Raw genomic sequence first — 24728 nt, 5'->3', positions numbered from 1 at the left:
TCGTGGCCCGGAGGGTCACTTCCCCGCGTCGGCCGCCTTCACCAGCTCGTCCTTGGTGACCGCTCCGGCGTACACCTTGCCGTCGTCGGTGATCAGGGCGTTGACCAGGCGGGTGGAGAAGACCGTGCCCTTGCCGAACTTCCCGGAGACCTGGTCGCCGAGCGAGCCGAGGAAGCCGCCGAGCTCGCCGCCCCGGGAGCCGCTCGGCACGCCGCCCTTGGCGCCGGTGTCGAACGTGGCGATGGAGGTCCAGCCCTTGCCGAGCACGTTCGCCCCGCCGAGCCCCTTGGCGAAGTCCTTGTCCTTGCCACCGGCCCCGGGCACGTGCTCCGGCGCCGTGGAGTGCTTCTTCTCCTCGGTCACCTTGGCGCCCTTGGGCGGGGTGAAGTCGAAGGTGGACGCGGCCGGCTTGGCGAAGGAGACCTGGGTGAAGCCCGCGTCGAGAACGGCTGCGCCGCCGCTCTTCGGGGTCAGCGTGAACTTCAGCGGCATGCCCGTCCTCGCGTCCACCGCGATGCTGATCGCGCCGACCGTGGTGCCGGACTGCTTGGGCTTGATCAGCAGCTTGTAGGCGTCGCGCCCGGCGACCTGCGCGGTGCCGTCGACGGTCACGGACGTGGTGTCGTCGACCGCCTTCAGGGCCTCGTCGGCGAAGTCCTTCGGGGTGGCGGGCGGCTCGGCCCGGTCATGCCTGCGGCCGGAATCGGCGGCGGTGCCGTGGTGGACCTCGTTGCTCTTGCTGTCGTAGCCCCAGACGTCCTTGCCGTCGTGGATCACGCTGTACTCGGAGCCGCTCTCCAGCAGCGACAGCTTCTGCCGGTCCGGGCCGTCGGCCGCCACGCGCAGGGTGTGCGTGCCGGAGACCAGTTCGGTGAGCTTGGACTTCGGGTCCGCCGAGGAGCCGTCGCCGCCCTGGGTCGCGCCGGAGGCCAGGCTGCTCTCCAGGCCACCGAGGTCGGGCAGGCCGAGGTCGGTGCTGACCTTGACCGTGCCCGACAGCTGCTGCACGTCCGACTTGGCGATCTTGTCGATGAGCTGCTGTGCGCTGATCCTGGGCAGGTCGGGGTCACCGGAGTCGGCGAGCGCCGGGACCAGCCCGATCGTGGCCGCCGCCACTCCCACCACCGCGACCGGGACCACGTACCGGGCGGCCTTGCGGCGTCCGGAGTGCAGGTCCCCCTCCTCCTGCGCGGCGGCCGTTGCGTCCTCGGATTCGTACGGTGCCATCTGTGCCTTACCTCCGTCGTCGGCGGCGGCTGCCCCCACACACTGGTCCACCTGAGCCGCCATTCTCACCCGAATCGGTGAGGAGTGGTGATTTCCGTGGTTTCCATCTCACCAAATCGGCCGTGAGGAAGCGTCAGACCTCGGGGCCAACTCCGTGTACGCCTGCGGTATGACACACGGGGCCGACGCCTCGCCCGACCCGTAGGGGTCGTGGGGGGACGCCACGGGTGGGGGGCCTCTGGGCTCCGGTCAGCGCGGGACGGAGGGACGCGGCATGCCGCCCATGAAGGGCGGGGCCGTCAGCCGGCGCGGTGCACCACCGCGTCGCACAGTTCGAGCAGTGCCGCCTTGGCGTCGCACTCCGGCAGCGGGGCCAGCGCGGAGCGCGCCTCCTCGACGTAGCGGACGGTGTCCCGGCGGGCCTGCTCCAGCGCGGGGTGCGCGCGCAGCGCGGCCAGCGCCTCGGCGTGCCGGGCGTCGTCGGTGAGGTCGGAGTCCAGCAGCTCGCACAGCGCCGCGTCCTCGGGCAGGCCCAGGCGGGCGGCCCGCTCGCGCAGCCGCAGCACGGGCAGCGTCGGGATGCCCTCGCGCAGGTCGGTGCCGGGGGTCTTGCCGGACTCGTGGGAGTCGGAGGCGATGTCCAGAACGTCGTCCGCGAGCTGGAAGGCGACCCCGAGCCGCTCGCCGTACTGGGTGAGCACGTCGACGACCGTCTCGTCGGCGCCGGACATCATCGCGCCGAACCGGCAGGAGACCGCCACCAGGGAGCCGGTCTTGCCGCCGAGCACGTCCAGGTAGTGGTCGACCGGGTCGCGGCCGTCCGAGGGGCCCGCGGTCTCCAGGATCTGCCCGGTGACCAGCCGCTCGAACGCGAGGGCCTGCACCCGGACCGCCTCGGGGCCGAGGTCGGCGAGGATCTGGGAGGCGCGCGCGAAGAGGAAGTCGCCGGTGAGGACGGCGACGGAGTTGCCCCAGCGGGTGTTGGCGCTGTCCACGCCGCGCCGCACGGAGGCCTCGTCCATGACGTCGTCGTGGTACAGCGTGGCCAGGTGGGTGAGCTCCACGACCACCGCGGCAGGGACGACCCCCGGCGCGTACGGGTCGCCGAACTGCGCCGCGAGCATCACGAGCAGCGGCCGGAACCGCTTCCCGCCCGCCCGTACGAGGTGCTGTGCGGCCTCCGTGATGAACGGGACCTCACTCTTGGTGGCCTCGAGCAAGCCTTCCTCGACAGCCGTCAATCCGGCCTGGACATCGGCTTCGAGAGCCTGGTCCCGCACGCTCAGCCCGAACGGCCCGACGACGGTCACGAGGGGTCTCCTGTCTGCTGGTGTCTGCTGGCGATTACACGGTTTGTCGATAGGTCGCTGCCATCACTCAAGTCAGCGTATCCGGTCCTGTTTCGATCACCGATAGCGCCCACCGGTCCAGCCTGGGCGGTATCGGATCACGACCGTTATGTTTTTGATCGGACGGTATGAACACATATTTACCGACTTAGCACAACGCCACAAGGCACACCCGAAGGCCGGCCGACCTGCGACTCCACCCCGGCGAGCCGAAACGCAAATCGCCCATGTCTGATTTAGAGTAATTTGCCATTTCGTGAAGTGGGTCACGCGGACCCGTCGGTGCGTCCGACCCCTCCTCACACGTTCTTCACCTTGTGGCGTCGGCGAGTTGAGCCTTGGCAACCGCAAAGGATCAAGTGCCTCAAATGCCTCAGACCAAGGTCAAGTAGCGCGTTGTGTGAATCCAGTACTTGTTCCGGACATGTGCTCTCGCATACGTTCCCGCCACGCCAGACGGACGCCGAATCCTGCCGCGTCTGGCATCACCCATCGACGGACTCATCCGTACGGCAGGAGCGGGGGACCCAGGTAAGCCGCCGGACCGGCCGGCACACGCCGTACCGGAACGGCTAGGGGTGAAGTCGTGCCTCCTTACGGGGGCACGGCCGGGCACCTCCCCGCCCGAACCCGACAGCTCACCTCGCAGGCGACGGAGAGGAACTTCGCCATGCCTGCTGCCGCTCAGCCCCGCCGCGCCCGCACCCACCGCCTGCTGCGCACGCTCGCCGTCGCCGGCACCGGCGCCGCCGTGCTCGCCCTCCCGCTCATCGGTGCGACCAGCGCCTCCGCGGCCACCCCGGCCGCCACGACGGCCTCCACGACCCCGGCCGGATACCCGAACAACCTGGACGGCTGGATCCGCGAGTCCCTCGCGATCATGGCCGAGAAGCACATCCCGGGCACCTACCACGGCATCTACCGCAACATCATCCGCGAGTCCTCCGGCAACCCCAACGCCATCAACCTGTGGGACTCCAACGCGGCCAAGGGCATCCCGTCCAAGGGCCTGCTGCAGGTCATCGACCCCACGTTCAACACGTACCACGTGGCCGGAACGTCGTACGACATCTACGACCCGGTCGCGAACATCACCGCCGCCTGCAACTACGCGGCCGCGCGCTACGGGTCGATCGACAACGTGTTCGGCGCCTACTGACCGGGGCCGACGGGCCCCCGACAGTGGGGCTCCGAGCGCCCGTGGCGGGCTGCTACTGATATTCCGGTCAGTCGGTCGATGGTTCGGTCAACCGGTCGGGAACAGTCTTTCGAGGACGACGGCGATGCCGTCGTCCTCGTTCGTTGCCGTGATCTCGTCGGCGACCGCCTGGAGTTCGGGGTGGGCGTTGGCCATGGCGACGCCGTGCGCGGCCCAGTGGAACATCGGGATGTCGTTGGGCATGTCGCCGAAGGCGAGGGCCCGCCCGGGGGCGATGCCGAGGTGCTCGGCGGCCAGCGCCAGCCCCGTGGCCTTGGTCACCCCGCACGGCTGGAGCTCCACCGTCCCCGGCCCCGACATCGTCACGGTCGCCAGGGAGCCCACCACCGCGCGGGCGACCGCCGCCAACGCGTCGTCGGAGAGGGTGTGATGGCGCAGCAACACCTTGCTGATCGGCGCGCCCCACAGCTCCGCGCGACGGTCGACCCGCACGGCGGGCAGGGTCGGGTGGGGCATCCGGTAGCCCGGTTCGATGAGCGTGAGCCCGTCCACACCGTCCTGGTCGACGGCCGCGTACACCTGCCCCACCTCGGCCTCGATCTTGCCGAGCGCGGTCTCGGCCAGTTCCCGGTCCAGCCGGACCGACCACAGCAGGCGGTCGGCGCCGGCGTCGTAGACCTGCGCGCCCTGCCCGCACACCGCCAGGCCCGTGCAGCCGAGGCTTTCCAGCAGGGGCTGCACCCGCGGGGCCGGCCGGCCCGTGACCACCAGGTGCCGGGCCCCGGCCCGCGCCGCCTGCTCGAGGGCGGCGCGCGACCGGTCGGAGACGGTGTCGTCGCCGCGCAGCAGCGTCCCGTCCAGGTCGGTGGCGATGAGTGCGTATGCGGGAGGTGCGGCCATGATCAGAGAATACGGAGAGCAGGCCCCGCCGACTCACCCCGCTCTTCCCGGACTTGTGTGCTGACAGGGCCCAAGTGGGGTGCGCCGGCCCCTTGATGGCAGTACCCCGGCAGGGAATTCCGGCCACGCCGCCTCGGTTGCGCGCGGGCGGCCGTGCGCGGGCGGCCGTACCGGAAAGGGCTTCGGCCGCCCGCCGCGGGGCTCAGCCGTGTGCGGCCGCCAGGTGCTTGGCCAGCCGCGGGGAGGCGAACTCCGTGCCGCAGACGAAGCGCATCACCGGGCCGTAGGAGGACGCGGCCGGCAGTCCGGTGAAGTACAGGCCGGGCACGGAGGAGACGTATCCGGCGCCGAGCCGGGGAGCGCCCCTGCTCACCGCGAGCCGGGTGCGCAGCTCGTGGCCGAGGAAGTCCATCGCGGCGATGTTCACGTGGTAGCCGGTGGCGGCGATGACGTGGTCCGCCGTGAGCCGCTCGGTGCGGCCCCCGTGGGTGCGGACGGTGAGGGCCGGGGCGCCGTCGGCGACCTCGGCGCCGAGCACCCGCTCCACCTCGTGGACCTGGACCGTGCCCTCGAAGCGGTCGCGCAGCCACCAGGCGCCCAGCGGGCCGAGGACCCGGCGGACCAGGTAGTGCCGGGCCGGTTCGGGCAGGAAGCGGTAGGGGTCGGCGTAGTAGCTCAGCGCCCACAGCGACCAGGCGCGGCCGAAGGGCGACTCGGGGCGGAGCTTCGGCTGGTCCCAGGGCGGCGCCCCGAAGGCGACCCGGCCGCGGCCGCGCGAGACGACGCGCACCTGGGCGCCGGCCTCGGCCGCGAGGGCCGCGGTCTCCAGCGCGGACTGGCCGGCCCCGACGACGATCAGCTCCTTGCCGGCGAAGCGGGTGAGGTCGTGGTGCTGGGAGCTGTGGGAGACCGGGCCCGTGGGCGTGGGCCCGTCGGCAGCCGCCCCGGCCAGCTCCGCCGGGAGGTGCGCGAGCCCGGACAGGCCCGTGGCGACCACCACCGCGCGCGCGGTGAGCTGCTCCCCCGAGTCCAGCTTGAGGTCGAATCCGCCGCCCTCGGCCCGGTCGACGGAGACGACGCGGACCCGCTCCAGGCCGGGGACCAGCTTCTGCTGGAACCACTCGCCGTAGGCGATGAAGGTCTCCACCGGGATGATGTCCTCGTCGGTCACGAGGCGGCGGGCGCCGGCCGCGTCGCAGTAGTCGGCGAGGGTGTGACCGGGCTGCGGGCAGTCGAAGCTGGAGGCGGCGGGGGTCGACTTCAGGAGCATGCCCTCGGGCATGTGGTCGCGCCAGCTGACCATGGGGTCGCCGAAGACGCGGACGGGGATGCCGCGCGCACGCAGATGGGCGGCGGTGGACAGGCCGAACGGCCCGGCCCCGATGACTGCAACCGGTCGAATCACGAAGTCCCTCCCCAGAGACACATTGCGCCACCTTCGTGGCCTTGCCTACTTCGTGGCAGAACTGGTGCTGCCGCCGCGGCGGTTGGTCCGCCACAGCTGATAGAGGTGCTTCGCGCCCGGACGCACGAAGCGGGCGAGCATCGTGAGGAACGGCAGCGGGTCGTCACCCGCGAGCCAGGCCAGCTCCGTCCCGCTCGCCCTCGGCGGCGCGTGCGGCGTCGTGTAGCCGCTGCGGCGGTAGGCGAGGAGGGCGGGCAGGTCGATGTTCTCCACGATGTAGCGGTGGCCGGCGCGCTGTTCACCCTCCGGGACGGGCCGGCCGGTCAGGTTCAGGTGCAGGGCGCGTACGACGTCCACGCCCGACTCGCTCTCGAAGAGCCGGAACTGGGCGCCCATGCGCGGGTTGAAGTCGAGGAGTTTGTACTGTCCGTCGCGGCGGTCGAAGCGCAGGTCGAGGTCGATGACGCCGCTGAAGCCGATCTGCTTGATGAAACGTGCGGCGAGGTCCGCGAGTTCCGGATTGTCGACGACGTACGCGTTCGCCGTCATGCCCGCGTGCGGCGGCCAGGAGCGGACCTTGACGCCGGTGAAGAGGGCGAGCGGGGCGGAGTCGGCGTCGAAGCAGGCGTGCACGATCCAGTCCTCGGCCTCCTCCCTCGGCAGGTACTCCTGGAGGATGACACCGGGTCGCTCGCCCCAGTCCCGGGCGAGGGCGAGCAGGCCCTCACGGGTGGCGATCCGCGTCGTGCCGTTGACGGCGGGGTGCCTGCGCCGCACGAACGCCTCCCGGTTCTTGGCCACCACCGGGAAGCGGGCGGTGTCTGCGAAGGCGGCGATCTCCTCGTACGACTCCGGGAACGCGGCCGCCGGGCTGGCGACGCCGTGTTCCACGCACAGCTCGTGCAGGCCCTGCTTGCTGGCCAGCCGGCGGGGCAGCCCGGGGTCGACGGGCGGGAAGAGAAAGGAACCGGCCAGCTCGCTCTGGTGCTCGGCGATCAGGACGGCGGCCTCCTCGTCCGTCGGGATCAGGACGGCGGGGCGACCGATCCGGCGGGCGATGCGCAGCAGGCCCTCGACCAGACGGGTCGGCTCCTCGGCACCGGTCGTCGGCCAGACGAACGCCCGGGTGAGGTAGCGGGACGAGGCAGCCGGTGTGTAGGCGTCCTCGGTGATGGCGTACATCGGGACGCCCAGACGGCCCAGGCTGCGGATCGCACCGACGCCGCCGTGGTGCAGCGGGTAGTCGCCGAACTTGACGATCAGCCCCGGCACGTCACGGTCCGCGTCGACGGGCGCGCTGACGTCGTTTTTGGCCACGGGTCCCCCCACGTGTCCCCCCTATGGAGCGGACCCACCCCGTCCGCGTCCCCCCAAAGGACGCTAAGCCGGAATTGCCGCCTCCGACAAGGCTTATCCGGACATTGCGAACTCTTTAGACCCTGTCCGAGCAACCTTTCGAGCGTCTCCGGGGGTACTGCCCAAGACCCACGACTCGGCCGTAACGTGTGCCGCGACCACATGGAACGCATCGCCATGCATGGCTTGGATGAGAGTGAGGCAGTACCCCATGCCCCCCTTCGACGTCCCCGAGGGCGACCCCTTCGGCCCGCACAACCTTCCCTATGGCGTGTTCTCGCCCTCCGGCAGCACGGAGCGGAGGGTCGGCGTCCGACTGGGCGACCACGTCCTCGACGCGGGCGCCGCGGCCCTCGCCCTCGGCTCGCCGTACGCCTCCCTGCTCGCGCAGCCCACCCTCGGCCCGCTGCTGGCCGCCGGACGCACGGCCTGGTCGGACGTGCGGCGCGCGCTGACGGCGTGGGTCACGGTACCGGCGCACCGGTCGGCGCTCGAACCGCTGTTCCACCCCTTGTCGTCGGTGACCCTGCATCTGCCCTTCGAGGTCGCGGACTACGTCGACTTCTACGCCTCCGAGAACCACGCCCGGAACGTCGGCCAGATCTTCCGCCCGGACGCGGCGGACTCGCTGACCCCCAACTGGAAGCACCTGCCGATCGGCTACCACGGCCGCTCCGGCACCGTCGTGGTCTCGGGCACGGACGTCGTGCGGCCGTCCGGGCAGCGCAAGGGCCCCGCCGACCCGGCCCCCGTGTTCGGCCCCTCGGTGCGGCTGGACATCGAGGCCGAGGTCGGCTTCGTGGTGGGCGTGCCCTCCGAGCTGGGCCGGCCGGTCGCGCTCGGCGACTTCGAGGAGCACGTGTTCGGGCTGTGCCTGCTGAACGACTGGTCGGCGCGGGACATCCAGGCCTGGGAGTACGTCCCTCTCGGCCCCTTCCTCGGCAAGTCCTTCGCCACGTCGGTGTCGGCGTGGATCACACCGCTGGAGGCGCTGGAGCACGCGCGCGTGGCGCCGCCCGAGCGCACCCACCCGCTGCTGCCCTACCTGGACGACTCGGCGCCCGGGATCGAGCCCGGCGGCTACGACCTGCGGATCTCGGTCGCGATCAACGGCCATGTGGTGTCCGAACCGCCGTTCGCCACCATGTACTGGACCGCCGCCCAGCAGCTCGCCCACATGACGGTGAACGGGGCTTCGCTGCGCACCGGCGACCTGTACGGGTCGGGCACGGTGAGCGGACCGGAGGAGCGCCAGCGCGGCTCCCTGCTGGAGCTGACCTGGAACGGCCGGGACGCCCTCGAACTGCCGGACGGCAAGCGGACGTTCCTGGAGGACGGGGACGTGGTGACGCTGTCGGCGTGGGCGCCGGGGGCGGACGGGAGCCGGATCGGCCTGGGGGAGGTCAGCGGGCGGATCGTGTCGGGGTGAGGCGGTGAGGTGCCGGGGCGCGCGGTGAGGTGCCGGTGCGCGCGGTGAGGTGCCGGTGCGGTGCCCCTCGGTCGCGAGGGCCGGGAGGGTCCTTCAGGTGTCCGAGGGCGGCCCTCGCACGGAACGATCGCTGCCGGACCCCTGACTCGTGCGCCCTGTCCCCGTCATACTGGCGGGGACACGCACGAGGCGTTGCGCCCCGGTGCGTTGCCACCGCACCGCCCCGTACCCGCACACTTCTCCGACCACGAACCGGAGCCCCGGCATGACCGTCTGCCTGCTCCTGCTGAGCGTCGTCGCCCTGACGGCCGCCGTGCCGGCGCCGCGCGCGCTGACCCGGGCGGCCTGGCCCGAGCGGGAACCCGTGGTCGCGTTGTGGGTGTGGCAGTGCCTGGTCGCCACGGTGCTGCTGTGCTGTCTGACCGCGCTGGTCCTGGGCGCGGCGGCCGTCTTCCACACGGTCCGCGACCATGTCTTCGCCCCCGCGCCGCCCGCGGTCACCGCCGCGTACGACCTCTCGGCGGCGCCGGTCTGGGCGGTCACGCTCACCGTGCTCCTGGCCTGCGGGGCCGCGTGGACGACCGCGATGCTGGGCCGGGAGCTCGCCGAGGCCCGCCGGCGCCGTGGCCAGACCCGCGCGCACCTGCGGGAACGGGCGCCCGACCTGCCTGCGGGACTGCCCGCGGCGCGCGGGCCGATGCTGGTGCTGGAGGACGAGTACCCGGACGCCTGGTGGATGCCGGGGCACCCGCCCCAGCTGGTCGTGACCACCGGGGCGCTGCAACGCCTGACCGACCACCAACTGGACGCGGTCCTCACCCATGAGCGCGGTCACGCCCGCGCGCACCACGACTGGCTGCTCCATCTGTCGACCGCGCTGGCCACGGGCTTCCCGCGCGTCCCGCTGTTCGCCCACTTCTGCGACCAGACGCACCGGCTGGTCGAACTGGCCGCCGACGACACGGCCTCCCGCCGCTGCGGCCACCTCACCACGGCCCTCGCCCTCATCGAGCTGAACCAGCACCGGGGCGTCCTGTCCTGTGCCTCCAGCCGGCGCCTGCTCGGCGAGCGTGTGGACCGCCTCCTCGCGCCGCCGCCCCGTCTGCTGCGCCGGCAGCGGGCGCTGACGACGACGGTGGCCGCGCTGGTGCCCCTGCTGCCGCTGCTCATCACGTTCGCGCCGGGCCTGACGGCCCTGTCCTGACTCCGAGACCCCACCGGACGGGAAACAGACCACCGAGCCGGTGGCAGATCCAGCCTGCCCCGACGCGAAATCCGCAGCTCAGCGCGGTTTCCAACACACCCTCACCTGGCGCAACACTTCAGAAACACCCCTTTCCCTACCGCTTCGGTATGGTTCCAGCCATGCCACCCGCCGACCGCCCCCGTGACCACGCCGGTCAGGGCGCCGCGACCACCGTCGCCGCCCACCGCGCGCGGCGCCGGCTGCGGGCGGACCGGGCCCGGCAGCTCGCCGACCTCGTACGCCGACAGATCCTCACCGGCGCCTTCGCGGACGGCCCCTTCCCCCACGAGTCCACCCTCGCCGCCGACTACCGCGCCACCCGCAACACCGTCCGCCAGGCCCTGGACCTGCTCCGGGCGGAGGGGCTGGTGGAGCGTCTGCCGGGCGTCGGCACCGTGGTCGTCGCCCAGAAGTACCCGCATGGGCTCGACCGGCTGATGGGCCTCGCGGAAACCCTCCGCGAACACGGCCGCGTCACCAACGAGGTCCGCACCATGGGACCCGCCCCCGCACCCGCTCCGGTGGCCGAACGCCTCGGCGTCACGGCCGGCGCCGACGTCCTGTACATCGAACGCCTGCGCCGTCTGAACGGCCTCCCCCTCTCCCTCGACCTCACCTACATCCCGCTCGACATCGGCACCGCCCTGCTCGGCGCCGACCTGGAGAACACCGATGTCTTCCGCCTGCTGGAAGCCATCACCGGCCAGCGTCTCGGCCACGCCGAGATCACCCTGGAAGCGGTGGACGCGGACACCCACTCCGCCGCCGTGCTCCAAGCCCCGCGCGGCGCCGCGGTGCTGATGCTGGAGCGCCTCACGCATCTCGCCGACGGCCGCCCCGTCGACCTGGAGTTCATCCGCTTCCGCGGCGACCGCATCACCATGAGCGGCCTGCTCCACCGGTCGCTCTAGCCCCTCGCCGCCTACACCCCTGCCTGCACGTTTCCTGGAGACAGCCATGCCCTTGGTGCCCCAGCGGGCCGACGTGCCCGTGACCATCGACGAGTCGAAGTGCATCGACGGCTGCACGCTCTGCGTGGACATGTGCCCACTGGACTCCCTCGCCATCGACGAGAGCAACGGCAAGGCGTACATGCACGTCGACGAGTGCTGGTACTGCGGCCCGTGCGCGGCCCGCTGTCCCACCGGTGCCGTCACGGTCAACATGCCCTACCTGCTCCGCTGATTCTGCACACCTGCTCCAGTGAGAGGCCGAACCACCATGAAACGCACGGCAGTTGCCCTGTCCGCCGCCGCGCTCCTCCTCCCGCTGTCCGCCTGCGGCGGAAGCGCGGAGGCGGGCAGCGGCTCCACGGTCACCGTGACCGTCGGCTACCAGTCCAAAACCATCAACACCGTCACCGCGGGGACACTGCTCCGCTCCCTGGGCTACTTCGAGAAGCAGCTGAACTCCCTGCACGACGGCCACACCTACAAGGTCGACTGGCAGGACTACGCCACGGGCGCTCCGATCACCGCGCAGATGACCGCCGGAAAGATCGACATCGGCTCGATGGGCGACTTCCCGTTGCTGCTCAACGCGGCCCGCGGCAAGCAGCTCGGGCGCCCCACCCACCTGGTCTCGGTCACCGGCTACAACCTGCGCGGTGGCCTCAACACCGTGGTCACCGCCCCGGGCTCCAAGCTCACCTCCCTGCGGGACCTCAAGGGAAAGAAGGTGTCGACCAGCATCGGCTCCGCCGCCGACGGCACTCTCGTCCGGGCCCTGCAGCGCGCCGGCATCGACCCGAACACAGGGATCTCGAAGCTCAATCAGCAGCCCGCCGTGGGTGCCTCGGCGCTCTCCGCCGGCAGCGTGGACGCGCTGTCGCAGTTCGTCGCCTGGCCGGGCCTGCTCGCGTACCAGGGCAAGGCGAAAGCCCTGTACGACGGCGCGCAGCTGAATCTCCCCACCTTCCACGGCGTCACCGCCCGCGAGGACTTCGCCAAGCAGCGCCCGTCCGTCCTCGAGGCCTTCCTCAAGGCGCAGGCGCAGGCCACTGACTACCTCGACGCCCACCCGGTGGCCGCCGCCGAGAAGGTCGCCAAGGCCACCGGGCTGCCGGCCGAGGTCGTGTACCTCTACAACGGTGCCCACGGCATCGCCACCTTCGACCCTGCCGTCAAGCCGCAGCTCGTCTCCGCGCTGAAGCAGGACGTGTCCGTGCTGAAGGCGGCCAAGCTGACCGGTGACATCGACGTGGATTCCTTCGTCGACGACCAGTACGTGAAGAAGGCCCTCGGCGCCTCCTACGCCCGGCGGCTCGCCGCCACGCCCGCCCCGGCCGCCGGCGAGGCGTGGCCCAAGGGCAGCGAGAAGACGGTCTCCTTCAAGTCCCCGGAGCAACTCCTGGCGTACGTGGCCGAGCACCGCAGCGGCATCCGCGCCGCCTACGTCCCCGACGCCACGACCGGCACCCTCTGGTTCGCCGACAAGGCGGTCTGGGTGGCCGACGGCGACCAGTTCCTGCCGTTCGTGGCGCCGGCGACCGCGCAGGCGTACCTCACGGCTCACAGCGGCGCCCGCACGGTCTCCTACGCCGACGCTCTCGGACAGGCGTCATGACCCGGCGTCCGCTCACCCGGTATGCGCTGCGAGTGGCCTCCCTGGCCGCCGCGCTCGGCCTGTGGCAGCTGCTGACCACTCTGGACGTCGACGTGTGGCTGCGTTTCTCGCAGTTCCCCACGGTCACCGACGTGGCCCGCGCCTTCGCCGACCGGCTGTCCGGGGCGGACTACTGGACCGACCTCACCGACAGCCTCACCCGGATCCTGACCGGCTTCACGCTGGCGGCCGTCCTGGGTGTGGCAACCGGAGTGCTCGTGGCCCGCTCCCGCCTCGCCGAGGACCTGCTCGGACCGGTCCTGGAAGTCCTCCGCCCCATCCCGGCCATCGCCCTCGTCCCGGTCGCGATCCTCCTGTTCCCCTCGAACGAGCAGGGCATCGTCTTCATCACCTGCGCCGCCGCCTTCTTTCCCGTGCTGGTCTCCACCCGGCACTCCGTCCGTGCGCTGACCCCCGTCTGGGAGGAAGCGGTGCGGACCATGGGCGGCGGCCGGTGGCGGATTCTCGGGTCGGTGGTCCTGCCGGGGGCGCTGCCCGGCATCTTCGGCGGCCTGTCGGTCGGCATCGGCGTCTCGTGGATCTGTGTCATCTCCGCGGAAATGATCTCCGGCCAGTACGGAGTCGGCTACCGCACCTGGCAGGACTACACGATCGTGAACTACCCCGGCGTGTTCGTCGGCATGGTCACGATCGGCGTGCTCGGCTGGGTCACCTCCACGGCCGTGGAACTCCTCGGCCGGCGCCTGACCCGTTGGCTGCCCCGCACCTCGTACGTCCCCGGCGGCCGGACCCGCACTCCGCCGGCCGGTATCGCCGCCCCGGTCGCCGGCAAGGCCGACCGCGATCCCGAGTACCAGCCCGAGGCCCAGCACCAGGGCCACGACCACACCGAGGAGGAGGCGCGCGATGAGCACCTCGTCTGAGACGGTCGCGACCGTCGAGCCCACGGCCGTGCCGACGGCACCCGCAGGCGTCCGCGGCACCCGGCTCGCCCTGCGCGGCGCCGTCCTCGGCCGGCCGGACGCTCCCGTCCTGCACGACGTCGACCTGGAGGTGGCGGCCGGTGAGATCCTCACCGTCGTCGGACCCTCCGGCTGCGGCAAGTCGACGCTGCTGCGTACGCTCGCGGGACTGCTGTCCCCGCTGGCCGGAGCGGTGGAGCAGGACGGCAGCCCGCAGACCGGGCCGTCCGCCGACCGGGCGCTGGTCTTCCAGGAGGACGCCCTGCTGCCCTGGCGCACGCTGCGCGCCAACGTAGAACTGCCCCTCGCCATCAAGGGCGTTCCGCGCTCCGGGCGCCGCAGCCAGGCCGATTCCTGGCTGCGGCGCGTCGGACTCGCCGCGCAAGCACGGCAGTTGCCGCACCGGGTCTCCGGAGGGCAGCGCCAGCGGGCCCAGCTCGCCCGCGCGCTGGCCGGAAGTCCCCGGGCCGTGCTCATGGACGAGCCGTTCGGCGCCCTCGACGCGCAGACCCGCTCCGGCATGCAGGACCTGCTGGTGGACGTGTTGCGCGGCACGGGAGCGACCGTCGTCTTCGTCACCCACGACGTCGACGAGGCGCTCTTCCTCGGCGACCGCGTCGCCCTCCTCGGCTCCGGCCGTGTGACCTCCGTACGGGACGTACCCCGCCCGCGTGACCGCGGCGCCCTCGACGACCCGGCCCGTGCGGCACTGCGCCGCGCCGTCTTCTCCTCGCTCGGCACCTGAAAGGCACCCCGGTGACCACCCCCGCGCACGCCACCGCTCCTTCGACGATCCCCGCCCTCACCGACGCCGACGAGCTGACCTGCGACGTCCTCGTCATCGGTGGCGGCACCGCCGGCACCATGGCCGCTCTGACCGCCGCCGAGCGCGGAGCGAACGTCCTGCTTCTGGAGAAGGCCCACGTCCGCCATTCCGGCGCGCTCGCCATGGGCATGGACGGCGTCAACAACGCGGTCGTCCCGGGCCGGGCCGAGCCCGACGACTACGTCGCCGAGATCACCCGCGCCAACGACGGGATCGTCGACCAGTCCACGGTCCGGCAGACCGCCACCCGCGGTTTCGCGATGGTCCAGCGCCTGGAGTCGTACGGGGTCAAGTTCGAGAAGGACGAGCATGGCGAGTACGCGGTCCGCCAGGTGCATCGCTCCGGCTCGTACGTACTGCCGATGCCGGAAGGCAAGGATGTCAAGAAGGTCCTGTACCGGCAGCTGCGGCGTCGTGAGATGCGGGAGCGGATACGCATCGAGAACCGTCTGATGCCGGTGCGCGTGCTGACGGCGCCGGACGACGGGCGGGCCATCGGTGCCGTCGGCTTTCACACCCGCACCGGCGCCTTCGTCGTCGTCCGCGCGGGCGCGGTCATCCTGGCCACCGGCGCTTGCGGCCGCCTCGGTCTCCCCGCCTCCGGCTACCTCTACGGAACCTACGAGAACCCCACCAACGCCGGTGACGGGTACGCCATGGCCTACCACGCGGGCGCCGAGCTGACCGGCATCGAGTGCTTCCAGATCAACCCGCTGATCAAGGACTACAACGGGCCGGCCTGCGCCTACGTCGCCAACCCGTTCGGCGGTTACCAGGTCAACCGGCACGGCGAGCGCTTCGTCGACTCCGACTACTGGTCCGGGCAGATGATGGCCGAGTTCGCCGCCGAGGTCGCCAGCGACCGCGGCCCGGTCTACCTCAAGCTGAGCCACCTGCCCGAGGAGTCGGTCTCCGCCCTGGAGACCATCCTCCACTCCACCGAGCGGCCCACCCGCGGCACCTTCCACGCCGGGCGCGGGCACGACTACCGCACTCATGACGTCGAGATGCACATCTCCGAGATCGGCCTGTGCGGCGGTCACTCCGCCTCCGGTGTCCGCGTCGACGACCACGCCCGTACGACCGTCCCTCGTCTGTACGCCGCCGGCGACCTGGCCTGCGTCCCGCACAACTACATGATCGGCGCGTTCGTCTTCGGCGACCTCGCCGGTGCGGACGCCGCCCGGTTCACGGCGTACGAAGGGGAGCTTCCCGCGGACCAGGTGCGCGAGGCGCACGAGCTGATCTACCGCCCGCTGCGCAACCCGGACGGCCCGCCGCAGCCCCAGGTCGAGTACAAGCTGCGCCGCTTCGTGAACGACTACGTGGCACCGCCCAAGTCCGGCGCCCGTCTGTCGCTCGCCCTGGAGGCCTTCGAGCGGATGCGCGCCGAGGTCGCCGGGATGGGTGCCCGCACCCCGCACGAGCTGATGCGCTGCGCCGAGGTCACGTTCATCCGGGACTGCGCCGAGATGGCCGCCCGTGCCTCCCTCGCCCGTACCGAGTCCCGCTGGGGGCTCTATCACGACCGCATCGACCACCCCCGGCGTGACGACGCCTCCTGGTTCCACCATCTCGATCTGCACAAGTCCCCCTCTGGTGCGATGGAGTTCACGGCCCGTCCCGTGGCTCCCTATCTGGTTCCGGTCGAGGGCTTCTCCCCGGCCGGAGGGTCCTCCCGGCGGCTGGGCGAGGTCCGTCCCGAGGACGTCGCCACCGCCGGACCGCGCGATGTGGCGCCGGTCGCCACCGGGCCGACGTCCACCCGCGTCACCGAGTCCGTCGAGCGGGCCGGCGCCCCGGACACCGCCTCACCCCGGCTTCTGCAGCTGCTGGAGCTGGCCGAGGAGCAGCCGGAACTCGGTCTCCTCGAGCCCTACTTGTCCGACCCCGACCCCGCGGTTCGCCGTACGGCCGTCTCGGTCCTCACCGAGACCGTGCCGCCCGGCAGCGGGCAGGCCCTGGCCGGTGCGCTCGCCGACCCCGACTCCGAGGTCCGCGCGGCCGCCGCGGCTTCACTGCGCGAGCTCGTCGAGACCCTTCCGTCCGAGCCCGCCCTGGGCGCCGCCCTCATCGGTGCGCTGACCGTGCCCGACCCCGTCGTCCGCGCAGCCGCGCTCGATGTCCTGCGCGCGCTCAGGCTCGGCAAGGCAGAAGTGTTCGCCGCCGCGTTGGACGACGTCGACGTCGCCGTCCGGGTCGAGGCGGTGCGCGCCCTCGTCTCGGTCGACGCGGCCGGGCCGCTGACGGGTGCCGCGGACGATCCCTCCCGGGAGGTCCGCGTCACCGTGGCCAAGGCACTGGCCGCGGTCAGCTCGGCTCTTCTGGAACCGCAGGCCAGGGAGCTGCTCACCGGCGCCCTCGACCGGCTCACCGAGGACCCCGATCCGCTGGTGCGCGGTGCCGCACTGGGCGCACTGGCCACGGCCGGCTGCCCAGGGCCGCTCGCCGCGCGCGCCGTCGCCGCCTTGTCCGACCCGGCCTGGCAGGTCCGGTCCGGCGCCGCCACCGCGCTGTCGGTCACGCCCGCCGACACAGCCGTCCCGGCACTGGCCAAGGCACTCGCCGATCCGAATGCCGACGTGCGCAAGGCGGCGGTGCTGGCGCTGACCCGGCACAACGCCACCGCCGAGGCCCGCGCGGCCCTGGCCACCGCCACGACCGACTCGGACGCGGACGTCCGGGCCTATGCGGCTCGGGGACGGTGAGCCACGTCGCCCGCCGAACCGGCTCTGTTGGGCCTCAGTCGCGGTCCGGCGGAGCCGAGCCGGTCCTTCCGGTCGCCGTCACGTCTGCCGACCACCGGGCGGGGCCGTAGTCGGTGGTCCCGGCCGCCAGGCCCGCTTGCTCCTCGCGTGGGCCAGCGGCCGGTCGTCCACCGGGTCTCGCCCGCCGGCCGTATCCGGCAGGGCCCCGGTCGGCCTATATCCAGTCCTCCGGCGCAGGCTCCTCCCCCGGCCCGGGCCAGTCGTCCGCCGGGGACTCAGCGGGGTCGGGCGCAGCGCCGCCGTCCGCGGAGCCCGGGCCGTTCAGAGAGTTCAGGACCTCGAGCACGCCTTCCCCGTACGTCGCCAGCTTCTTCTCACCGACCCCGCTCACCGTGCCCAGCTCCCGCACCGAGCCGGGCCACTGGGAGACGATCTCCCGCAGGGTGGCGTCGTGGAAGATGACGTACGCCGGGACGCCCTGTTCCCGCGCCTGTTCGGCGCGCCAGGCGCGCAGGGCCTCGAAGGCGGGGAGCAGTTCATCGGGCAGCTCGGCCGCGGCCGTCCTGGCCTTGCGGTCGCCCCGGCCGGAGGCACCCGAGCCCGAGCGGGAGACGGCCGGCTTCTTGGGCTCCTTGCGCAGCGGCACCTCCCGCTCCGCCCGGAGCACCGAGCCGCTCGCCTCGGTGAGCACCAGCGTGCCGTACTCGCCCTCGACCGCAAGCAGCCCCTGGGCCAGCAGCTGCCGGATGACGCCCCGCCACTCGGCCTCGGTGAGCTCGTCGCCGATCCCGAAGACGGACAGCTGGTCGTGGTCGAACTGGATCACCTTGCCGGTGCGCTTGCCGAGCAGGATGTCGACGATCTGCACGGCGCCGAACTTCTGCCCGCGCTCGCGCTGCAGCCGTACCACCGTCGACAGCACCTTCTGGGCCGCGACGGTGCCGTCCCAGGTCTCCGGTGCGGTCAGGCAGGTGTCGCAGTTGCCGCACCCCGCGGCGGGGGGCTCCTGACCGAAGTAGGCCAGCAGCTGCCCGCGCCGGCAGCGGACGGTTTCGCACAGGGCGAGCATCGCGTCGAGGTGGGCGGAGGCCCGGCGGCGGAACGCCTCGTCGCCCTCGCCGGACTGGATCAGCTTGCGCTGCTGGATGACGTCGTTGAGGCCGTAGGCCATCCAGGCGGTGGAGGGCAGACCGTCACGGCCCGCGCGGCCCGTCTCCTGGTAGTAGCCCTCGATCGACTTGGGCAGGTCGAGGTGGGCGACGAAGCGTACGTCCGGCTTGTCGATGCCCATCCCGAAGGCGATGGTCGCGACGACGACCAGTCCCTCTTCGCGCAGGAACCGGGCCTGGTGGGCCGCACGCGTGCCCGCGTCGAGGCCCGCGTGGTAGGGCACGGCCTCGATGCCGTTGCTGCTCAGGAACTCGGCGGTGCGTTCCACCGAGTTGCGGGACAGGCAGTAGACGATTCCGGCGTCACCGGCGTGCTCCTCCCGCAGGAAGGAGAGCAGCTGCTTCCTGGGGTCGGCCTTGGGCACGATCCGGTACTGGATGTTGGGCCGGTCGAAGCTGGCCACGAAGTGGCGGGCCGCCGGCATGTGCAGCCGTTGGGTGATCTCCTGGTGGGTGGCGTGTGTGGCCGTCGCGGTGAGGGCGATCCTCGGCACGTCCGGCCAGCGCTCGCCGAGCAGGGACAGCGCGAGGTAGTCGGGGCGGAAGTCGTGGCCCCACTGGGACACGCAGTGCGCCTCGTCGATCGCGAAGACGGAGATCTTGCCCCGGGAGAGCAGGTCGAGCGTGGCCTCGACGTGCAGCCGCTCCGGTGCCAGGTACAGCAGGTCCAGCTCGCCCGCGAGGAACTCGGCCTCGACCACCCGCCGCTCGTCGAAGTCCTGCGTGGAGTTGATGAAGCCGGCCCGCACCCCGAGCGCCCGCAGGGCGTCCACCTGGTCCTGCATCAGCGCGATCAGCGGGGAGATCACCACGCCCGTACCCGGTCTGACCAGGGCCGGGATCTGGTAGCAGAGCGACTTGCCGCCGCCGGTCGGCATGAGGACGACGGCGTCGCCGCCGGCCACCACATGCTCGATGACCGCTTCCTGCTCGCCGCGGAAGGCCTCGTATCCGAAGACCCGGTGCAGCGCGGCCAGCGCCTCGCTGTCGGCCGCCTCCGGCCTCTCGGTCATCCTTGGCATCTTGCTGATCCCGCCCGTCGCGCTCATCGTCGTGCCCCCGTGGTACCGGTCCCCCGTGCGTCGTTCCTCGACCGCTGCGTCCACGATAGGCGCCCGCACCGATACGGCCTGCCCGTTGTCCACAGGTGCGAGAACTTGTCGTATCAGCACATCGGGCCAGAGCCCGCACGTGCGACGGCCCCGGCTCCTCGGAGGAGGGACCGGGGCCGTGTGCCGCCCGCGGGGGACTCAGCGCACGAACACTCCCGCCTGGCTCGCGAGGTCCAGGAAGTACTGGGGTGCCACACCGAGGACGAGTGTGACCGCCACGCCGACACCGATCGCCGTCATGGTCAGCGGCGAGGGCACGGCCACGGTGGGACCGTCCGGCTTGGGCTCGCTGAAGAACATCAGCACGATCACCCGGATGTAGAAGAACGCGGCGATCGCCGAGGAGATCACACCGATCACGACCAGCGGGGCCGCGCCGCCGTCCGCCGCCGCCTTGAACACGGCGAACTTACCGGCGAACCCGGAGGTCAGCGGGATACCGGCGAAGGCCAGCAGGAACACCGCGAACACCGCCGCCACCAGCGGCGAGCGGCGGCCGAGGCCCGCCCACTTCGACAGGTGCGTCGCCTCGCCGCCCGCGTCCCGCACCAGCGTGACCACCGCGAAGGCGCCGATCGTCACGAACGAGTACCCGGCCAGGTAGAACAGGACGGAGGACACGCCGTCCTTCGAGGTCGCGATGACACCCGCGAGGATGAATCCGGCGTGCGCGATGGACGAGTACGCCAGCAGCCTCTTGATGTCGGTCTGCGTGATGGCGACGATCGCACCGCCCAGCATGGTGACGATCGCCACCGCCCACATGACCGGCCGCCAGTCCCAGCGCATGCCGGGCAGGACGACGTAGAGCAGGCGCAGCAGCGCGCCGAAGGCCGCCACCTTCGTCGCTGCCGCCATGAAGCCGGTGACCGGGGTCGGCGCGCCCTGGTAGACGTCGGGCGTCCACATGTGGAACGGCACCGCGCCCACCTTGAACAGCAGGCCCATCACGATCATGGCGGCGCCGATCAGCAGCAGCGCGTCGTTGCCCATGGTGTTGGCGAGCGCCGGGTCGATGCTCGTGGCGGTGCCGTCGACGACCTGTGCGATGCGCGCGTACGACACCGAGCCCGCGTAGCCGTACAGCAGGGCGATGCCGAACAGGGTGAACGCCGAGGCGAACGCGCCGAGCAGGAAGTACTTGACCGCGGCCTCCTGCGACATCAGCCGCTTGCGGCGGGCCAGGGCGCACAGCAGGTACAGCGGCAGGGAGAAGACCTCCAGGGCCACGAACAGCGTCAGCAGGTCGTTGGCCGAGGGGAACACCAGCATGCCGCCGATCGCGAAGAGCAGCAGCGGGAAGACCTCGGTCGTGGCGAAGCCGGCCTTCACCGCGGCCTGCTCGCTGTCGCTGCCCGGCACGGACGCGGCCTGGGCGGCGAAGGAGTCGACCCGGTTGCCGTGCGCCGCCGGGTCCAGGCGCCGCTCGGCGAAGGTGAACAGGCCGACCAGGCCGGCCAGCAGGATCGTGCCCTGCAGGAACAGGGACGGTCCGTCGACCGCGATCGCCCCCATGGCCGCGATGTGCGCTTTCGTGGTGCCGTACCCGTCGGCCGCGAGTGCGACGACCGCGGCGAACGCGGCGCACAACGCTACGACGGAGACGAACACCTGCGCGTAGTAGCGGGACCTGCGCGGGACGAAGGCCTCGACCAGCACCCCGACCAGCGCCGCGCCGAGGACGATCAGGGTCGGCGACAGCTGTCCGTATTCGATCTTCGGCGCGTCGATCTTCGAGATCGGATCGGCCGCGGTTGTCCACAGGCTGTGGACGGCTACTGCGCTCACTTGGCCGCCTCCACCTCGGGCTTGGGGTCCTTCTTGTGTACGTCGGACATGGTCTGCTTGACCGCCGGGTTGACGATGTCCGTCACCGGCTTCGGGTAGACGCCCAGGAAGATCAGCAGCGCGATCAGCGGCGCGACGACCACCAGCTCGCGCACCCTCAGGTCGGGCATCGCGGAGACCTGCGGCTTCACCGGGCCCGTCATCGTCCGCTGGTACAGGACGAGGACGTAGAGCGCCGCGAGGACGATGCCGAAGGTGGCGATGATGCCGATCACCGGGTAGCGCGTGAACGTGCCGACCAGAACCAGGAACTCGCTCACGAACGGCGCAAGGCCGGGCAGCGAGAGCGTGGCGAGGCCACCGATCAGGAAGGTGCCGGCGAGCACCGGGGCGACCCTCTGCACACCGCCGTAGTCGGAGATGAGCCGCGAGCCCCGCCGCGAGATCAGGAAGCCGACGACCAGCAGCAGCGCGGCCGTGGAGATGCCGTGGTTGACCATGTAGAGCGTGGCCCCGGACTGGCCCTGGCTGGTCATCGCGAAGATGCCCATGATGATGAAGCCGAAGTGCGAGATGGACGCGTAGGCCACCAGGCGCTTGATGTCCCGCTGGCCGACGGCGAGCAGCGCGCCGTAGATGATGCTGATCAGCGCCAGGACGAGGATGACGGGTGTCGCCCACTTCGACGCCTCCGGGAAGAGCTGGAGGCAGAAGCGGAGCATCGCGAAGGTGCCCACCTTGTCGACGACGGCGGTGATGAGGACGGCGACCGGGGCGGTGGACTCCTGCATGGCGTTGGGCAGCCAGGTGTGCAGCGGCCACAGCGGCGCTTTCACCGCGAAGGCGAAGAAGAAGCCGAGGAAGAGCCAGCGTTCCGTGCTGGTCGCCATGTGCAGCGAGCCGGTCGCGCGCGCGTGGGCGATCTCCTGGAGCGAGAAGTTCCCGGCGACCACGTAGACGCCGATCACCGCGGCCAGCATGATCAGTCCGCCGACCAGGTTGTAGAGCAGGAACTTCACCGCCGCGTACGACCGCTGCGTCGAGGCCGTCTCCTCGCCGTGCTCGTGGGCACGGTCCCCGAAGCCGCCGATGAGGAAGTACATCGGGATGAGCATGGCTTCGAAAAAGATGTAGAAGAGGAAGACGTCGGTGGCCTCGAAGGAGATGATCACCATCGCCTCGACGGCGAGGATCAGCGCGAAGAAGCCCTGCGTGGGCCGCCAGCGGCGGCTGCCGGTCTCCAGCGGATCGGCGTCGTGCCAGCCGGCGAGGATGATGAACGGGATCAGCAGGGCGGTCAGCGCGATCAGCGCCACCGCGATGCCGTCCACGCCCAGTTCGTAGCGGACGCCGAAGTCCGCGATCCAGGCATGCGACTCGGCGAGCTGGTAGCGGGCGCCACCCGGGTCGAAGCGGACCAGGACGGTGATCGCCAGGGCGAGCGTGGCGAGCGAGACGACCAGCGCCAGCCACTTGGCGGCGGTGCGCCGCGCGGCCGGTACGGCGGCCGTGGCGACGGCCCCGAGCGCCGGGAGCGCCGCCGTCGCTGTCAGCAGAGGAAAGGACATCGGTATCAGACCGCCCTCATCAGCAGGGTCGCGGCGACCAGGAGTGCCGCACCGCCGAACATCGAGACCGCGTAGGAGCGGGCGAAGCCGTTCTGGACTCGGCGCAACCGCCCGGACAGCCCGCCGAAGCCGGCCGCCGTGCCGTTGACGACACCGTCGACCAGGGTGTGGTCGACGTACACCAGGGAGCGCGTCAGGTGCTCGCCTCCGCGGACGAGGACGACGTGGTTGAAGTCGTCCTGGAGCAGGTCGCGGCGGGCGGCCCGGGTGAGCAGCGAGCCGCGCGGGGCGACGGCCGGGACGGGCCTGCGGCCGTACTGCGCCCAGGCGATGGCGACGCCGATCACCAGGCAGACCATGGTCGCGCCGGTGACCGCCGCGGCACTGAGCGGCGAGTTGCCCTCGCTGTGGCCGGTCACCGGCTCCAGCCAGTGCAGGAAGCGGTCGCCGATGCTGAAGAAGCCACCGGCGAAGACCGATCCGACGGCCAGCACGATCATCGGGATCGTCATGACCTTCGGCGACTCGTGCGGGTGCGGCTCGGCGTGCTCGCCGCGGGTCTCGGCGGCGGGCTCCACGCTCGGTTCGGCCGGAGACGGGGTGCCGGCGTGACGCCAGCGCTCTTCTCCGAAGAACGTCATCAGCATCACGCGCGTCATGTAGAAGGCGGTGATGGCAGCGCCGAGCAGGGCCGCGCCGCCGAGGATCCAGCCCTCGGTGCCGCCCTTGGCGAAGGCCGCCTCGATGATCTTGTCCTTGGAGAAGAAGCCGGACAGACCCGGGAAGCCGATGATGGCGAGGTAGCCGAGGCCGAACGTGATGAAGGTGACCGGCATGTACTTGCGCAGACCGCCGTACTTGCGCATGTCGACCTCGTCGTTCATGCCGTGCATGACCGAGCCGGCGCCGAGGAACAGCCCGGCCTTGAAGAAGCCGTGCGTCACCAGGTGCATGATCGCGAAGACGTAGCCGATGGGGCCGAGACCCGCGGCCAGCACCATGTAGCCGATCTGCGACATGGTCGAGCCGGCCAGCGCCTTCTTGATGTCGTCCTTGGCGCAACCGACGATCGCACCGAAGAGGAGCGTGACCGCACCGACCACCGTGACCGCGAGCTGGGCGTCCGGGGCGGCGTTGAAGATGGCTCCGGAGCGGACGATGAGATACACGCCCGCGGTCACCATCGTCGCCGCGTGGATCAGGGCCGAGACCGGGGTCGGGCCCTCCATGGCGTCGCCGAGCCAGGACTGCAGCGGCACCTGGGCGGACTTGCCGCAGGCGGCGAGCAGCAGCATCAGGCCGATCGCGGTGAGCTTGCCCTCGGAGGTGTCACCGGTGTGGCTGAGGACCGGGCCGAAGGCGAAGCTGCCGAAGGTGGTGAACATCAGCATGATCGCGATCGACAGGCCCATGTCGCCGACGCGGTTGACCAGGAAGGCCTTCTTCGCGGCCGTCGCGGCGCTGGGCTTGTGCTGCCAGAAACCGATCAGGAGGTACGAGGCGAGGCCGACGCCTTCCCAGCCGACGTACAGCAGCAGGTAGTTGTCGGCGAGGACGAGGAGCAGCATCGCCGCGAGGAACAGGTTCAGGTAGCCGAAGAAGCGGCGGCGCCGCTCGTCGTGCTCCATGTACCCGACCGAGTAGAGGTGGATCAGTGAGCCGACGCCCGTGATGAGCAGAACGAACGTCATCGACAGCTGGTCGAGGCGGAAGGTGACGTCCGCCTGGAAGCTGCCGACCGAGATCCACGTCCACAGGTGCTGGGTCAGGGTGCGGTGCTCGGCGTTCTTGCCGAGCAGGTCGGCGAAGAGGATCAGGCCGAACACGAAGGAGGCGGTGGACAGCAGCGTGCCGATCCAGTGGCCGACGGCGTCCAGCCGCCGGCCGCCGACCAGGAGGACGGCCGCTCCGAGCAGGGGCGCCGCGATGAGCAGCGCGATCAGGTTCTCCACGATTCTT

The 24728-nt window shown here is 71.4% G+C and carries 18 protein-coding genes and 1 riboswitch; of the genes, 9 read left to right on the top strand and 9 right to left on the bottom strand.

The features are described 5' to 3' along the window. Nucleotides 1-15 precede the first annotated feature (15 nt). Both ACZ404_RS33615 and ACZ404_RS33610 read right to left on the bottom strand, forming a co-directional pair. A complete protein-coding gene (locus tag ACZ404_RS33615) occupies nt 16-1227 on the bottom strand; it encodes a LolA family protein (RefSeq protein WP_468446594.1) in 1212 nt (403 codons plus the stop codon). Between the two features lie 299 nt (nt 1228-1526). Then, nucleotides 1527-2537: a polyprenyl synthetase family protein gene (locus tag ACZ404_RS33610; protein WP_468446592.1), complete on the bottom strand. Its 1011-nt coding sequence runs from the start codon at nt 2535-2537 to the stop codon at nt 1527-1529. 526 nt (nt 2538-3063) lie between these two features. Beyond that, a riboswitch (cyclic di-AMP (ydaO/yuaA leader) is annotated at nt 3064-3243 on the top strand. Nucleotides 3244-3246: 3 nt separating this feature from the next. On the opposite strand from ACZ404_RS33610, the gene ACZ404_RS33605 reads away from it, so the two are divergent. Beyond that, on the top strand, nt 3247-3735 hold the full coding sequence (locus tag ACZ404_RS33605) for a transglycosylase SLT domain-containing protein (protein ID WP_468446590.1): 489 nt from the start codon (nt 3247-3249) through the stop codon (nt 3733-3735). Nucleotides 3736-3822: 87 nt separating this feature from the next. Here ACZ404_RS33605 and ACZ404_RS33600 read toward each other — a convergent pair whose 3' ends face one another. The 3 genes from ACZ404_RS33600 to ACZ404_RS33590 form a co-directional block, all read right to left on the bottom strand. Further along, nucleotides 3823-4635, bottom strand: a complete 813-nt coding sequence (locus tag ACZ404_RS33600) for an HAD family hydrolase (RefSeq protein ID WP_468446588.1) — start codon at nt 4633-4635, stop codon at nt 3823-3825. Nucleotides 4636-4837: 202 nt separating this feature from the next. Continuing rightward, on the bottom strand, nt 4838-6040 hold the full coding sequence (locus tag ACZ404_RS33595; protein ID WP_468446586.1) for an FAD-dependent oxidoreductase: 1203 nt from the start codon (nt 6038-6040) through the stop codon (nt 4838-4840). 45 nt (nt 6041-6085) lie between these two features. Then, the gene (locus ACZ404_RS33590) at nt 6086-7357 is read right to left on the bottom strand and encodes a carboxylate--amine ligase (RefSeq protein ID WP_468446584.1); all 1272 of its coding nucleotides are present in this window, start codon (nt 7355-7357) and stop codon (nt 6086-6088) included. A gap of 250 nt (nt 7358-7607) precedes the next feature. On the opposite strand from ACZ404_RS33590, the gene fahA reads away from it, so the two are divergent. The 8 genes from fahA (at nt 7608) to ACZ404_RS33550 (ending at nt 17132) form a co-directional block, all read left to right on the top strand. After that, on the top strand, nt 7608-8825 hold the full coding sequence (fahA, locus tag ACZ404_RS33585) for a fumarylacetoacetase (RefSeq protein ID WP_468446582.1): 1218 nt from the start codon (nt 7608-7610) through the stop codon (nt 8823-8825). A 265-nt stretch (nt 8826-9090) separates the two neighbouring features. Beyond that, entirely contained in the window at nt 9091-10029 is a 939-nt protein-coding gene (locus ACZ404_RS33580) for a M56 family metallopeptidase (protein WP_468446580.1), read from the top strand. Nucleotides 10030-10190: 161 nt separating this feature from the next. Continuing rightward, the gene (locus ACZ404_RS33575; RefSeq protein WP_468446578.1) at nt 10191-10982 is read left to right on the top strand and encodes a GntR family transcriptional regulator; all 792 of its coding nucleotides are present in this window, start codon (nt 10191-10193) and stop codon (nt 10980-10982) included. 46 nt (nt 10983-11028) lie between these two features. Beyond that, complete coding sequence (locus ACZ404_RS33570) at nt 11029-11256, top strand: 4Fe-4S dicluster domain-containing protein (protein ID WP_030790138.1); 228 nt, start codon at nt 11029-11031, stop codon at nt 11254-11256. A gap of 36 nt (nt 11257-11292) precedes the next feature. Then, nucleotides 11293-12636: an ABC transporter substrate-binding protein gene (locus ACZ404_RS33565; RefSeq protein ID WP_468446576.1), complete on the top strand. Its 1344-nt coding sequence runs from the start codon at nt 11293-11295 to the stop codon at nt 12634-12636. After that, nucleotides 12633-13559 carry an ABC transporter permease gene (locus tag ACZ404_RS33560; protein ID WP_468446574.1) on the top strand — a complete coding sequence of 309 codons (927 nt, stop codon included), beginning with the start codon at nt 12633-12635 and terminating at the stop codon, nt 13557-13559. The genes ACZ404_RS33565 and ACZ404_RS33560 overlap by 4 nt, the downstream gene beginning before the upstream one ends. Next, on the top strand, nt 13543-14343 hold the full coding sequence (locus ACZ404_RS33555; protein ID WP_468446572.1) for an ABC transporter ATP-binding protein: 801 nt from the start codon (nt 13543-13545) through the stop codon (nt 14341-14343). The genes ACZ404_RS33560 and ACZ404_RS33555 overlap by 17 nt, the downstream gene beginning before the upstream one ends. An 11-nt stretch (nt 14344-14354) precedes the next feature. Further along, nucleotides 14355-17132 (top strand): fumarate reductase/succinate dehydrogenase flavoprotein subunit, encoded by a 2778-nt coding sequence (locus ACZ404_RS33550; protein WP_468446570.1) that lies wholly within the window; start codon nt 14355-14357, stop codon nt 17130-17132. 214 nt (nt 17133-17346) lie between these two features. On the opposite strand, the gene recQ is transcribed toward ACZ404_RS33550, so the two are convergent. From recQ to nuoL, 4 genes are all read right to left on the bottom strand, one after another. Then, nucleotides 17347-19350 (bottom strand): DNA helicase RecQ, encoded by a 2004-nt coding sequence (gene recQ, locus ACZ404_RS33545; RefSeq protein ID WP_468446568.1) that lies wholly within the window; start codon nt 19348-19350, stop codon nt 17347-17349. A 201-nt stretch (nt 19351-19551) separates the two neighbouring features. After that, on the bottom strand, nt 19552-21201 hold the full coding sequence (gene nuoN / locus ACZ404_RS33540) for an NADH-quinone oxidoreductase subunit NuoN (RefSeq protein ID WP_468446566.1): 1650 nt from the start codon (nt 21199-21201) through the stop codon (nt 19552-19554). Next, complete coding sequence (locus tag ACZ404_RS33535) at nt 21198-22769, bottom strand: NADH-quinone oxidoreductase subunit M (protein ID WP_468446564.1); 1572 nt, start codon at nt 22767-22769, stop codon at nt 21198-21200. Before ACZ404_RS33535 ends, nuoN begins: the two co-directional genes overlap by 4 nt. A 5-nt stretch (nt 22770-22774) precedes the next feature. After that, a complete protein-coding gene (gene nuoL / locus ACZ404_RS33530) occupies nt 22775-24721 on the bottom strand; it encodes an NADH-quinone oxidoreductase subunit L (protein ID WP_468446562.1) in 1947 nt (648 codons plus the stop codon). Nucleotides 24722-24728 lie beyond the last annotated feature (7 nt).

This window comes from Streptomyces sp. NPDC030798 (assembly GCF_055572275.1).
Note: the sequence above shows the minus strand (reverse complement) of the source record. Positions and strands in the feature narration are given on the sequence as shown.

What these genes read in the sequence shown, in the direction of transcription:
- ACZ404_RS33575 (WP_468446578.1), top strand. Translation starts at nt 10,191, where the DNA reads ATGCCACCCGCCGACCGCCCCCGTGACCACGCCGGTCAGGGCGCCGCG.
- ACZ404_RS33555 (WP_468446572.1), top strand. Translation starts at nt 13,543, where the DNA reads ATGAGCACCTCGTCTGAGACGGTCGCGACCGTCGAGCCCACGGCCGTG.
- ACZ404_RS33535 (WP_468446564.1), bottom strand. Translation starts at nt 22,769, where the DNA reads ATGTCCTTTCCTCTGCTGACAGCGACGGCGGCGCTCCCGGCGCTCGGG.
- ACZ404_RS33565 (WP_468446576.1), top strand. Translation starts at nt 11,293, where the DNA reads ATGAAACGCACGGCAGTTGCCCTGTCCGCCGCCGCGCTCCTCCTCCCG.
- recQ (WP_468446568.1), bottom strand. Translation starts at nt 19,350, where the DNA reads ATGAGCGCGACGGGCGGGATCAGCAAGATGCCAAGGATGACCGAGAGG.
- ACZ404_RS33570 (WP_030790138.1), top strand. Translation starts at nt 11,029, where the DNA reads ATGCCCTTGGTGCCCCAGCGGGCCGACGTGCCCGTGACCATCGACGAG.
- ACZ404_RS33600 (WP_468446588.1), bottom strand. Translation starts at nt 4,635, where the DNA reads ATGGCCGCACCTCCCGCATACGCACTCATCGCCACCGACCTGGACGGG.
- ACZ404_RS33580 (WP_468446580.1), top strand. Translation starts at nt 9,091, where the DNA reads ATGACCGTCTGCCTGCTCCTGCTGAGCGTCGTCGCCCTGACGGCCGCC.
- ACZ404_RS33605 (WP_468446590.1), top strand. Translation starts at nt 3,247, where the DNA reads ATGCCTGCTGCCGCTCAGCCCCGCCGCGCCCGCACCCACCGCCTGCTG.
- ACZ404_RS33615 (WP_468446594.1), bottom strand. Translation starts at nt 1,227, where the DNA reads ATGGCACCGTACGAATCCGAGGACGCAACGGCCGCCGCGCAGGAGGAG.
- ACZ404_RS33560 (WP_468446574.1), top strand. Translation starts at nt 12,633, where the DNA reads ATGACCCGGCGTCCGCTCACCCGGTATGCGCTGCGAGTGGCCTCCCTG.
- fahA (WP_468446582.1), top strand. Translation starts at nt 7,608, where the DNA reads ATGCCCCCCTTCGACGTCCCCGAGGGCGACCCCTTCGGCCCGCACAAC.